This window comes from Streptomyces sp. NBC_00094 (assembly GCF_026343125.1).
GTDB lineage: Bacteria > Actinomycetota > Actinomycetes > Streptomycetales > Streptomycetaceae > Streptomyces.
In genome coordinates this window covers 5,965,673-5,979,530 of record NZ_JAPEMB010000001.1, presented here as the reverse complement: position 1 = coordinate 5,979,530, position 13,858 = coordinate 5,965,673, and the positions used below count along the sequence as shown (strand labels likewise).

Below are 13,858 nucleotides of genomic sequence, written 5' to 3'. Positions count from 1 at the left end.
GTGGGAGACCAGAAGGTTCCCCGTATCCCGACCCCTCACACCCCCGTGGCGACAGTCCGTCAGCGAAGCCCCGAGGGCCCGCGCGGCGCTCCGCGCGGGCCCCCGGCCGGAGTCACTCCCCCCGCATCCACTGCTCCATGACGGACAGCAGGTGATCGGGGTCGACCGGCTTCGTCACGTAGTCGGAGGCACCCGACTCGATCGCCTTCTCCCGGTCGCCCTTCATCGCCTTCGCCGTCAGCGCGATGATCGGCAGCCCGGCGAACTGCGGCATCCGCCGGATCGCGGTGGTCGTCGCGTACCCGTCCATCTCCGGCATCATGATGTCCATCAGCACGACCGTCACATCGTCGTGCTGCTCCAGGACCTCGATGCCCTCGCGCCCGTTCTCCGCGTACAGCACCGCGAGCCCGTGCTGCTCCAGGACGCTCGTCAGCGCGAAGACGTTACGGATGTCGTCGTCCACGATGAGCACCTTCTCGCCGGAGAAGTTGAAGGTACGGCGCGGCTCGACGTCCACCTCCGGCCCCCCCAGATCCGCGGCGGCCTGCTCACCGGACTGGCCCGGTACGCCGGCCCGCGCCCCGGTCGCCTCCGCCGCGGCCTTCCGCCGGTGCCGGAACAGCGCCCCGGCCCCCGACCTCGCCTCCGTCCGTACGGGCGGCGGCGGGAAGTGCGGGAACGCGTGGACCATCCCGGCCGTCCCCTCCTCGGCCCCCTGCTGCAGGTCCTCGGAGTCCGACGCCCCCTGCCCGTACCCGTGCGACGGCAGCTCCGTCGGGCTCAGCGGCAGATAGAGCGTGAAGGTCGAACCACGGCCCGGCTCGCTCGCCGCGAAGATCTCACCGCCCAGCAGACGCGCGATCTCCCGGCTGATCGAAAGACCCAGACCCGTACCGCCGTACTTCCGGCTGGTCGTGCCGTCGGCCTGCTTGAACGCCTCGAAGATGACCCGCATCTTGCTCGCCGCGATCCCGATCCCGGTGTCGGTCACCGAGAACGCGATCAGGTCGGCCTCCGGATCACGCAGCGAACCGGCCTCAAGGAGCTGCTCCCTGATCGACTGCGGCACGTCCGCGCTCGCCGGCCGGATCACCAGCTCCACCGCGCCGGAGTCGGTGAACTTCACCGCGTTGGAGAGGAGGTTGCGCAGCACCTGGAGCAGCCGCTGCTCGTCGGTGTGGAGCGTGGCCGGCAGCTCGGGCGAGACCCGCACCGAGAAGTCGAGCCCCTTCTCCGCCGTGAGCGGCCGGAAGGTGGCCTCCACGTAGTCGACGAGCTGGACGAGCGCGATCCGGGTCGGCGAGACGTCCATCTTGCCCGCCTCGACCTTGGACAGGTCGAGGATGTCGTTGATCAGCTGGAGCAGATCCGAGCCGGCGCCGTGGATGGTCTCCGCGAACTCGACCTGCTTCGGCGTCAGGTTGGTCTCGGCGTTGTCCGCGAGCAACTTGGCCAGGATCAGCAGCGAGTTGAGCGGGGTGCGCAGCTCGTGCGACATGTTGGCCAGGAACTCGGACTTGTACCGCATGGAGACGGCGAGCTGTTCGGCCCGCTCCTCCAGGACCTGCCGGGCCTCCTCGATCTCGGTGTTCTTCACCTCGATGTCACGGTTCTGCCGGGCGAGCAGCTCGGCCTTCTCCTCCAGCTCCAGGTTGGAGCCCTGAAGCTCCTTCTGCCGGTGCTCCAGCTCGGCCGAACGCTCCTTCAGCTGCTCGGTGAGCTCCTGCGACTGCTGGAGCAGCACCTCGGTCTTGGTGTTGACGCTGATGGTGTTGACGGTGGTCGCGATCAGCTCGGCGATCTGGTTGAGGAAGTCCCGCTGGATCTGCGCGAACGGCTGGAACGAGGCCAGCTCGATCACCCCGAGGACCTTGCCCTCGAAGAGCACCGGAAGCACGATCACATGCGCGGGCGAGGCCTCCCCGAGCCCCGAGGAGATCTTCAGATAGCCCGGCGGCACGTTGACCTGGATGGTCCGCTTCTCCTCGGCGGCCGTCCCGATGAGCGTCTCGCCGGGGCGGAACGAGGTCGGCATGGACCCGGTGGAGTACGCGTAACTCCCGCGCATCCGCAGCTCGTACGAGCCGTCGCCCTCACCGACGAGTTCGGCGTCGCTGTGGGCGGAGCCCGTCGGCATGGCCACGAAGAAGGCGCCGTGCTGGGCGGAGACCACCGGCGTGAGCTCGCTCATGATGAGCGAGGCGACGTCGTCGAGGTCCCGGCGGCCCTGCATGAGACCGGAGATACGGGCCAGGTTGCTCTTGAGCCAGTCCTGCTCGTCGTTGGCGAGGGTGGTGTCGCGCAGGTTGGCGATCATCGTGTTGATGTTGTCCTGGAGCGCCTGGATCTCGCCGGCCGCGTCCACACCGTCGATCTTGACGTTGAGGTCACCACGGGTCACCGCGGTGGCGACGGCCGCGATGGCCCGCACCTGCCGGGTGAGGTTCCCTGCCATCTCGTTCACGGACTCGGTGAGGTCGCTCCAGGTGCCCTCCACGTCCCGGACCCGGGCCTGCCCGCCGAGCTGCCCGTCGGTGCCCACCTCGCGGGCCACGCGGGTGACCTCCTCGGCGAAGTTCGACAGCTGGTCGACCATCGTGTTGATGGTGTTCTTCAGCTCCTGGATCTCACCGCGCGCGTCGATGTCGATCTTCTTGGTGAGGTCGCCCTTGGCGATGGCGGTGGTGACGGCGGCGATCTGCCGCACCTGGCCGGTGAGGTTGTCGGCCATCGAGTTCACCGACTCGGTCAGGTCCTTCCAGGTGCCGGAGACACCCGGGACCCGGGCCTGGCCGCCCAGTTCGCCCTCCGTACCCACCTCACGGGCCACCCGTGTGACCTCGTCGGCGAAGGACGACAGGGTCGTCACCATCGTGTTGACGGTCTCGGCGAGCTCGGCGACCTCGCCGCGCGCCTCGACCGTCACCTTCTTCGTCAGGTCACCGTTGGCGACGGCCGCCGAGACCCGGGAGATGTTCCGCACCTGACTGGTCAGGTTGTTGGCCATCAGGTTGACGTTGTCGCTGAGGTCCTTCCAGGTACCGGTGACCCCGCGCACCCGCGCCTGGCCGCCGAGGATGCCCTCCGTACCCACCTCACGGGCCACGCGGGTGACCTCGTCGGCGAAGTTCGACAGCTGGTCGACCATCGTGTTGACGGTCGTGACCAGCTCCAGGATCTCGCCCCGGGCGTCGACCGTGATCTTCTTGGAGAGGTCGCCCATGGCGACCGCCGTCGTGACCTCGGCGATGTTGCGCACCTGGATGGTCAGGTTGTTCGCCATGAAGTTCACCGACTGGGTGAGGTCCTTCCAGGTGCCGGAGACCCCCTGCACCTCGGCCTGACCACCCAGGATTCCCTCGGTGCCCACCTCACGGGCCACCCGGGTCACCTGCTCCGCGAAGTTCGAGAGCTGATCCACCATCGTGTTGAGGGTGTTCTTCAGCTCCAGGATCTCGCCGCGCGCGTCCACGTCGATCTTCTGCGACAGGTCACCACGGGCGACCGCCGTCGCGACCTGCGCGATGTTACGGACCTGGGTCGTGAGGTTCCCGGCCATGCCGTTCACCGAGTCCGTGAGGTCACGCCACACCCCGGCCACACCGGGCACCTGCGCCTGACCACCGAGCCGGCCGTCCGTACCCACCTCGCGGGCGACCCGGGTCACCTGGTCCGCGAAGGCGGAGAGCTGGTCGACCATCGTGTTGATGGTGTTCTTCAGCTCCAGGATCTCGCCGCGCGCGTCCACGTCGATCTTCTGCGACAGGTCACCACGGGCCACGGCCGTCGTCACCTGGGCGATCTGCCGCACCTGCGACGTCAGGTTGCCGGCCATGAAGTTCACGGAGTCCGTGAGCTCCCGCCAACGGCCGGAGACCCCGTCCACCCGCGCCTGACCGCCCAGCCGGCCCTCGGTGCCCACGTCCCGCGCCATCCGCGTCACCTGGTCCGCGAACGACGACAGCTGCGACACCATGGTGTTGACGGTGTTCTTCAGCTCCAGCATCTCGCCGGCCACGTCGACCGTGACCTTCTGCGACAGGTCACCGTTGGCCACCGCCGTCGTCACCTGCGCGATGTCCCGCACCTGTCCGGTCAGGTTCCGGAAGGCCGTGTTCACCGAGTCGGTGAGGTCCTTCCACGTCCCCGCCGCACCCGGCACCTCGGCCTGCCCGCCGAGCAGACCCTCGACACCGACCTCCCGGGCCACCCGGGTCACCTCGGAACCGAAGGCCGACAGCTGGTCGACCATGGTGTTGACGGTGTTCTTCAGCTCCAGCATCTCGCCGGCCACGTCGACCGTGACCTTCTGCGACAGGTCACCGTTGGCCACCGCCGTCGTCACCTGCGCGATGTCCCGCACCTGCGTGGTGATGTTCCGGAAGACGGTGTTGACCGAGTCGGTGAGGTCCTTCCACGTACCCGCCGCACCCGGCACCTGCGCCTGCCCGCCGAGCAGACCCTGCGCGCCGACCTCGCCCGACACCCGGGTCACCTCGTCGGCGAACGTCCGCAGCGTCTCGGTCATCTGGTTGATCGTGTCCGCGAGTTGGGCGATCTCACCCCGCGCGGAGACCCGCACCTTCTGCGACAGGTCACCGTTGGCGACCGCGGTCGTCACCTCCGCGATCCCCCTCACCTGATTGGTGAGATTTCCCGCCATCGTGTTGACGGAATCGGTGAGGTCCTTCCAGACGCCCGCGACCCCGGCCACCTCGGCCTGCCCGCCGAGCTCGCCCTCCGTACCCACCTCACGCGCGACCCGGGTCACCTCGGAGGAGAAGGACGACAGCTGGTCCACCATCCGGTTGACGGTGTTCTTCAGCTCCAGCATCTCGCCGGCCACGTTCGCCGTGACCTTCTGCGACAGATCGCCGTCCGCCACCGCCGTCGTCACCAGCGCGATGTCCCGCACCTGCGCCGTCAGCCGGTTCGCCATGGTGTTGACCGAGTCCGTGAGGTCCTTCCACGAACCGGACACCCCACGCACCTGCGCCTGCCCGCCCAGCTTGCCGTCCGTACCCACCTCGACGGCGACCCTCGTCACCTCGGAGGCGAACACGGACAACTGGTCGACCAGGTTGTTGGCGGTCCGCGCGACCTTCAGGAACTCCCCGCGCAAGGGCCTCACGGCCCCGTCGGCACCCTCCGAACGCAGGTCCATCCGCTGGTCGAGGTCACCCTCGGCCACCGCCGAGAGCACCCGCCCCACCTCGGAAACGGGCCGGGCCAGATCGTCGACCAGCGCGTTCGCGGCCTCGATCGCCGCCGCCCACGCCCCCTCGGTGGCCCCGGCCTCCAGCCGCTCGGACAGCTTGCCCTCGCGCCCCACCACCCGGCGGACCCGCGACAACTCCCCCGTCACATGGATCTGCCGGTCCGCGACCTCGTTGAACACGGCGGAGATCTCCGCCATGACCCCGTCACCGGACACCGTGAGCCGTTTACGGAAGTTCCCGTCCCGCATCGACACCAGCGCCGCCAACAACCGCTCCAGCGCCGCCTCGTCCACCTGCACCGTCCCCCCACGGGAACGTCCGCCCCTCGCGCGCGTGCCACTGCCACCGCCACGCCGCGCCGCCGTGCCAGACTCCACCGTGTCCCTCCCGAAAGGGGTCGACCGTACGCTTCCGGCTCTCGCCGATAGCCTGCCCAGTGTTTCACCGCGACCGAACCAGGCGATAACAGTTCGGCAGCTTCGCACAGCGTCCCCACCCCCGGGAGACGGAAACTGCGGCGACCGGCATCCGCGCGGACAGCGAAGGTAAGTAACCTGGCCTCCGGCTGTCCCACCACCCCGGTCCGCCCGGCGGGGACGGTGTGGTGCGCACACGACCACCGGGCAGTGGGAGGGGCAGACGGAGCATGGCGGAGCCGGGCGTCGAGACGCGTACGAGGAGTGCTGTGATCACCGCGCGGGCGACAGCCGACTTCGAACCTGTCGGGCGGTCCGTCGCGGCCGCCCGCGCGTTCGTCAGAGACACCCTCCAGGGCTGGGGACACCCTGAGCTCATCGACGACGCCACCGTCCTGACCAGCGAACTCGTCACCAACGCCGTCATCCATGCGGGCACCTCCGCCGAAGTCCTCGTGCTCCGCGCCGAGGACAGCATCCGCATCGAGGTCGCCGACCGCTACCCCGAGCGCGAGATTCCCGTCCAGAGCGGCCGCTCCCTCGGCAGCCCCGACCGCGAGAACGGCCGGGGCCTGCTGCTCTGCGCCGCCCTGGCCCACCGCTGGGGTGTCGACTACTCCCCCACCCGCAAGCACGTCTGGTTCCACCTCGACCTCCCGGGGCGCCCGGTGGGCACCCGCTCCGCCGGCCCCGTTCTCCCCGACGCCCTCCTCCCGGTCGCCGACAGCCGCGTCCGTGTCGCCGTCGCCCAGATCGACCGCACCGGAGCCCTCACGTCCTGGAACGAGGACGCCGAAGACCTCTTCGGGTACGCCTCCGACCAGGTCACCGGCAAGCCCCTCGGCGACCTCGCCGCCTGGCCCCACACCCCCGGCATCGGCACCGGCCTCGCCGAGGCCCTGCGCCTCTCCCGCTGGGAGGGCAGCTACGGCATCCGCTGCGCCGACGGCCGCGTCGTCCCCGTCTACGCCTCCCATCTCCGGGTCCGCGACGCCCAGGGCGAACCCTCCACCGTCTGCCTCCTGGTACGCGAGCACGAGCGCGCCGTCCTCCAGACCCCGCTCCGCCCCGCCGCCGAACCGGGCTCCGAGAGCCGCGCCGCCGACCCCTTCGAGGTCTTCATCGGCTCCCCGGCCCCCGACGACCTCGACGGCCTGCTCCAGCGCACGGTCGAACGCGCCCGCGACATGCTCGACGGCGACGCCGCCTTCCTCCTGCTCGCCACCGACGACGAGACGGAGCTCGAAGTACGGGCGACCACCGGCCTCCCCGCCGCCCGCCAGCGCTTCGCCCGCGTCCCCGTCGAGACCGGCGCCAGCCGCTACGGCTCCGCCCGGATGCCCGCCGTCCACGAGGACCTGGCCGCCGTCCCCGGCGCCGTCCCCCTCCTCGAAGGCACCGGCATGCGCTCGGTCGTCACCGTCCCGCTCAAGGTCGAGGGCCGGCTCACCGGCTCCCTGGGCGTGGCCGCCGAATCCGCGAACCGCTACTCCAACGAGGAGGCCCTCCGCCTCCAGTTCGCCGCCGACCGCATCGCCCTGGCGGTCGAGTCGGCCCGCCTCGGCGAACTCGAACGCCTCCGCCGAGGCTCCCTCAGCTTCCTCGTCGAGGCCTCCGACCTCCTCGCCGGCACCCTCGACCGCGACCAGACCCTGGCCCTGATGGCCCAGATGACGGTCCCGACCCTCGCCACCTGGTGCGCGGTCTACACGATCGCCGACCAGTCCTCCGACCCGTACCTCTCGTACGTGCTCCACGAGGACGAGGACCGCATCGACGGCCTCAAGGACCTGCTCTCCTCGATCGCCCCGCCCGACCCCGTGCCGACCCCCGGCGCCCGGGTCTGGGCGGCCCCGGGCGACGCCGCCCACCGAGCGGCGCTCAGCGCCTCGGTCCGCGCCCTCGACCACCCCACGAGCCCGCTCTCCTCCGGCATCGACACCACCCTGGCGACCGCGAGCACGGTCGCCGGCGAGACCGTCGTCCTGCCTCTGGTCGCCCGTAACCGGGTCATCGGCATGCTGACCCTCGGCCGCCCCTCGGAGGACCACTTCCGCCAGGAGATCCTGGAGCTCGCCGAGGACCTCTCCCGCCGTGCCGCCCTGGCCCTGGACAACGCCCGCCTCTACTCGGAGCGCGTGGCGATCAGCCAGTCCCTCCAGCGCAGCCTCCTCCCGCCCGGCCTCCCCGTGATCCCCGGCGTCGAGGTCGACGTCATCTACCGCGCGGCCGGCGAGGGCAACGAGGTGGGAGGCGACTTCTACGACCTCTTCCCGATCCGCGACGGCGCCTACGGATTCGCCATCGGCGACGTCTGCGGTACGGGCCCGGAAGCCGCGGCCGTCACCGGCCTGGCCCGCCACGCCCTGCGCCTCCTGGCCCGCGAGGGCTTCGGCGGCCCGGCCGTCCTGGAGCGCCTGAACGCTGCGATCCTCGACGAGGGCGCCCGCAGCCGCTTCCTCACCCTGCTGTACGGCGAGATGCGCCCGCAGGAGGACGGCTCCGCGATCCTGAAGGTCGTCTGCGCCGGCCACCCCCTGCCCCTACGCCTCCGCCAGGACGGCACGGTCCAGCCGGCCGCGGAGCCCCAGCCGCTCCTCGGCGTCATGGAGGACCTGGAGCTGTACGAGCAGACGATCACGCTGGACCCGGGCGACGTCCTCCTCTGTGTCACGGACGGCGTGACGGAACGCCGCGAAGGCACCCGCATGCTGGGCGACGACGGCCTCACCGAAGTCCTCAAGACGTGTACGGGCCTCACGGCCGGCGCGGTGGCCGCCCGCGTCCTCCGCGCGGTCGAGCGCTTCGCCCAGGCCCCCGCCTCCGACGACATGGCCATCCTGGCCATGCGCCTCCGCGAGCCGGACCCCCGCTGACCCCGGGGGAAGGCAGCCCCTCACGGGGCCGCCTTCCTCTACCTTTGCCACGACAACGCAAAAAAGGCCCCGCCAATGGCGGGGCCTTTCTCTTTGTGGAGCCCTTTAACGGAATCGAACCGTTGACCTTCTCCTTACCATGGAGACGCTCTACCGACTGAGCTAAAAGGGCGGGTTGTTCGGCGGCGTCCTACTCTCCCACAGGGTCCCCCCTGCAGTACCATCGGCGCTGAAAGGCTTAGCTTCCGGGTTCGGAATGTAACCGGGCGTTTCCCTAACGCTATGACCACCGAAACACTATGAAGATATGAACCGCCGCACCACCCAAACGAGGGGGGCGTGTTCGTTACTTCAGAACTAACACAGTGGACGCGAGCAACTGAGGACAAGCCCTCGGCCTATTAGTACCGGTCAGCTCCACCCATTACTGGGCTTCCACATCCGGCCTATCAACCCAGTCGTCTACTGGGAGCCTTACCCTCTCAAGGAGGTGGGAATACTCATCTCGAAGCAGGCTTCCCGCTTAGATGCTTTCAGCGGTTATCCCTCCCGAACGTAGCCAACCAGCCATGCCCTTGGCAGGACAACTGGCACACCAGAGGTTCGTCCGTCCCGGTCCTCTCGTACTAGGGACAGCCCTTCTCAATATTCCTGCGCGCGCAGCGGATAGGGACCGAACTGTCTCACGACGTTCTAAACCCAGCTCGCGTACCGCTTTAATGGGCGAACAGCCCAACCCTTGGGACCGACTCCAGCCCCAGGATGCGACGAGCCGACATCGAGGTGCCAAACCATCCCGTCGATATGGACTCTTGGGGAAGATCAGCCTGTTATCCCCGGGGTACCTTTTATCCGTTGAGCGACGGCGCTTCCACAAGCCACCGCCGGATCACTAGTCCCGACTTTCGTCCCTGCTCGACCCGTCGGTCTCACAGTCAAGCTCCCTTGTGCACTTACACTCAACACCTGATTGCCAACCAGGCTGAGGGAACCTTTGGGCGCCTCCGTTACCCTTTGGGAGGCAACCGCCCCAGTTAAACTACCCATCAGACACTGTCCCTGATCCGGATCACGGACCGAGGTTAGACATCCAGCACGACCAGAGTGGTATTTCAACGGCGACTCCACCATGACTGGCGTCACGGCTTCAAAGTCTCCCACCTATCCTACACAAGCCGAACCGAACACCAATATCAAACTGTAGTAAAGGTCCCGGGGTCTTTCCGTCCTGCTGCGCGAAACGAGCATCTTTACTCGTAGTGCAATTTCACCGGGCCTATGGTTGAGACAGTCGAGAAGTCGTTACGCCATTCGTGCAGGTCGGAACTTACCCGACAAGGAATTTCGCTACCTTAGGATGGTTATAGTTACCACCGCCGTTTACTGGCGCTTAAGTTCTCAGCTTCGCCACACCGAAATGTGACTAACCGGTCCCCTTAACGTTCCAGCACCGGGCAGGCGTCAGTCCGTATACATCGCCTTACGGCTTCGCACGGACCTGTGTTTTTAGTAAACAGTCGCTTCTCGCTGGTCTCTGCGGCCACCCCCAGCTCACGGAGTAAATCCGATCACCAGTGATGGCCCCCCTTCTCCCGAAGTTACGGGGGCATTTTGCCGAGTTCCTTAACCATAGTTCACCCGAACGCCTCGGTATTCTCTACCTGACCACCTGAGTCGGTTTAGGGTACGGGCCGCCATGAAACTCGCTAGAGGCTTTTCTCGACAGCATAGGATCATCCACTTCACCACAATCGGCTCGGCATCAGGTCTCAGGCTTAATGTGTGACGGATTTGCCTATCACACGCCCTACACCCTTACCCCGGGACTACCACCGCCCGGGCTGGACTACCTTCCTGCGTCACCCCATCGCTTACCTACTACAAGTCTGGTTCGCCGGCTCCACCACTTTCCTTTCCCCGAAGGGTCCGGAACGGCTTCACGGGCTTAGCATCGCCTGATTCGATATTGGGCGTTTCAAAGCGGGTACCGGAATATCAACCGGTTGTCCATCGACTACGCCTGTCGGCCTCGCCTTAGGTCCCGACTTACCCTGGGCAGATCAGCTTGACCCAGGAACCCTTAGTCAATCGGCGCACACGTTTCTCACGTGTGTATCGCTACTCATGCCTGCATTCTCACTCGTGAACCGTCCACAACTCGCTTCCGCGGCTGCTTCACCCGGCACACGACGCTCCCCTACCCATCACAGCGGGCGTTGGCCCTATTGCTGCAATGACACGACTTCGGCGGTACGCTTGAGCCCCGCTACATTGTCGGCGCGGAATCACTTGACCAGTGAGCTATTACGCACTCTTTCAAGGGTGGCTGCTTCTAAGCCAACCTCCTGGTTGTCTCTGCGACTCCACATCCTTTCCCACTTAGCGTACGCTTAGGGGCCTTAGTCGATGCTCTGGGCTGTTTCCCTCTCGACCATGGAGCTTATCCCCCACAGTCTCACTGCCGTGCTCTCACTTACCGGCATTCGGAGTTTGGCTAAGGTCAGTAACCCGGTAGGGCCCATCGCCTATCCAGTGCTCTACCTCCGGCAAGAAACACACGACGCTGCACCTAAATGCATTTCGGGGAGAACCAGCTATCACGGAGTTTGATTGGCCTTTCACCCCTAACCACAGGTCATCCCCCAGGTTTTCAACCCTGGTGGGTTCGGTCCTCCACGAAGTCTTACCTCCGCTTCAACCTGCCCATGGCTAGATCACTCCGCTTCGGGTCTTGAGCGTGCTACTGAATCGCCCTATTCGGACTCGCTTTCGCTACGGCTTCCCCACACGGGTTAACCTCGCAACACACCGCAAACTCGCAGGCTCATTCTTCAAAAGGCACGCAGTCACGACCCATTGGGTAAACCCAATGAGCGACGCTCCCACGGCTTGTAGGCACACGGTTTCAGGTACTATTTCACTCCGCTCCCGCGGTACTTTTCACCATTCCCTCACGGTACTATCCGCTATCGGTCACCAGGGAATATTTAGGCTTAGCGGGTGGTCCCGCCAGATTCACACGGGATTTCTCGGGCCCCGTGCTACTTGGGTGTCTCTCAAACGAGCCGTTAATGTTTCAGCTACGGGGGTCTTACCCTCTACGCCGGACCTTTCGCATGTCCTTCGCCTACATCAACGGTTTCTGACTCGTCTCACAGCCGGCAGACTGTGAAAGAGAGATCCCACAACCCCGCATGCGCAACCCCTGCCGGGTATCACACGCATACGGTTTGGCCTCATCCGGTTTCGCTCGCCACTACTCCCGGAATCACGGTTGTTTTCTCTTCCTGAGGGTACTGAGATGTTTCACTTCCCCTCGTTCCCTCCACATGCCCTATGTGTTCAGGCATGGGTGACAGCCCATGACGACTGCCGGGTTTCCCCATTCGGAAACCCCCGGATCAAAGCCTGGTTGACGGCTCCCCGGGGACTATCGTGGCCTCCCACGTCCTTCATCGGTTCCTGGTGCCAAGGCATCCACCGTGCGCCCTTAAAAACTTGGCCACAGATGCTCGCGTCCACTGTGTAGTTCTCAAACAACGACCAGCCACCCATCACCCCACCAGACAAGCCGATGAGTTCACTGGGGCCGGCATCACGAAGGCAACGACCATACGGCCGCACCCTCAGATACCCAACAACGTGCCAAGCACAGCCGATTCATCGATCCCGTTTTCCACGCCGAAGCAGTACTCACGATCTCTCAGACAGCGACTGTGCCAACTAATCAACGTTCCACCCATGAGCTGACCGTGCAGAACGTTTGCCTGCAATCGGTACTGTGCTCCTTAGAAAGGAGGTGATCCAGCCGCACCTTCCGGTACGGCTACCTTGTTACGACTTCGTCCCAATCGCCAGTCCCACCTTCGACAGCTCCCTCCCACAAGGGGTTGGGCCACCGGCTTCGGGTGTTACCGACTTTCGTGACGTGACGGGCGGTGTGTACAAGGCCCGGGAACGTATTCACCGCAGCAATGCTGATCTGCGATTACTAGCAACTCCGACTTCATGGGGTCGAGTTGCAGACCCCAATCCGAACTGAGACCGGCTTTTTGAGATTCGCTCCGCCTCGCGGCATCGCAGCTCTTTGTACCGGCCATTGTAGCACGTGTGCAGCCCAAGACATAAGGGGCATGATGACTTGACGTCGTCCCCACCTTCCTCCGAGTTGACCCCGGCGGTCTCCTGTGAGTCCCCATCACCCCGAAGGGCACGCTGGCAACACAGGACAAGGGTTGCGCTCGTTGCGGGACTTAACCCAACATCTCACGACACGAGCTGACGACAGCCATGCACCACCTGTATACCGACCACAAGGGGGCACTATCTCTAATGCTTTCCGGTATATGTCAAGCCTTGGTAAGGTTCTTCGCGTTGCGTCGAATTAAGCCACATGCTCCGCTGCTTGTGCGGGCCCCCGTCAATTCCTTTGAGTTTTAGCCTTGCGGCCGTACTCCCCAGGCGGGGAACTTAATGCGTTAGCTGCGGCACCGACGACGTGGAATGTCGCCAACACCTAGTTCCCAACGTTTACGGCGTGGACTACCAGGGTATCTAATCCTGTTCGCTCCCCACGCTTTCGCTCCTCAGCGTCAGTAATGGCCCAGAGATCCGCCTTCGCCACCGGTGTTCCTCCTGATATCTGCGCATTTCACCGCTACACCAGGAATTCCGATCTCCCCTACCACACTCTAGCCTGCCCGTATCGGATGCAGACCCGGGGTTAAGCCCCGGGCTTTCACACCCGACGTGACAAGCCGCCTACGAGCTCTTTACGCCCAATAATTCCGGACAACGCTTGCGCCCTACGTATTACCGCGGCTGCTGGCACGTAGTTAGCCGGCGCTTCTTCTGCAGGTACCGTCACTTTCGCTTCTTCCCTGCTGAAAGAGGTTTACAACCCGAAGGCCGTCATCCCTCACGCGGCGTCGCTGCATCAGGCTTTCGCCCATTGTGCAATATTCCCCACTGCTGCCTCCCGTAGGAGTCTGGGCCGTGTCTCAGTCCCAGTGTGGCCGGTCGCCCTCTCAGGCCGGCTACCCGTCGTCGCCTTGGTAGGCCATTACCCCACCAACAAGCTGATAGGCCGCGGGCTCATCCTTCACCGCCGGAGCTTTTAACCAGCTTCCATGCGGAAGCCGGTGTTATCCGGTATTAGACCCCGTTTCCAGGGCTTGTCCCAGAGTGAAGGGCAGATTGCCCACGTGTTACTCACCCGTTCGCCACTAATCCACCCCGAAGGGCTTCATCGTTCGACTTGCATGTGTTAAGCACGCCGCCAGCGTTCGTCCTGAGCCAGGATCAAACTCTCCGTGAATGTTTACCCGTAATCGGGTCGACACCA

General features: G+C 65.4%; 2 protein-coding genes, 1 tRNA gene and 3 rRNA genes. 1 reads left to right on the top strand and 5 read right to left on the bottom strand.

From position 1 onward, the window contains the following. Positions 1-112: 112 nt before the first annotated feature. Entirely contained in the window at positions 113-5,599 is a 5,487-nt protein-coding gene (locus OG580_RS26630; protein ID WP_267046178.1) for a HAMP domain-containing protein, read from the bottom strand. A gap of 269 nt (positions 5,600-5,868) precedes the next feature. On the opposite strand from OG580_RS26630, the gene OG580_RS26625 reads away from it, so the two are divergent. Next, positions 5,869-8,514, top strand: a complete 2,646-nt coding sequence (locus OG580_RS26625) for a SpoIIE family protein phosphatase (RefSeq protein WP_267046177.1) — start codon at positions 5,869-5,871, stop codon at positions 8,512-8,514. Between the two features lie 96 nt (positions 8,515-8,610). Here the strand turns inward: OG580_RS26625 and OG580_RS26620 are convergent. From OG580_RS26620 to OG580_RS26605, 4 genes are all read right to left on the bottom strand, one after another. Further along, a tRNA-Thr gene (locus tag OG580_RS26620) sits at positions 8,611-8,686 on the bottom strand. Positions 8,687-8,691: 5 nt separating this feature from the next. Further along, positions 8,692-8,808, bottom strand: a 5S ribosomal RNA gene (gene rrf, locus OG580_RS26615). An 87-nt stretch (positions 8,809-8,895) separates the two neighbouring features. After that, a 23S ribosomal RNA gene (locus tag OG580_RS26610) occupies positions 8,896-12,018 on the bottom strand. A 288-nt stretch (positions 12,019-12,306) separates the two neighbouring features. After that, positions 12,307-13,831, bottom strand: a 16S ribosomal RNA gene (locus tag OG580_RS26605). The 16S, 23S and 5S rRNA genes sit together here with 1 tRNA gene alongside, the layout of an rRNA operon. Positions 13,832-13,858: the final 27 nt, after the last annotated feature.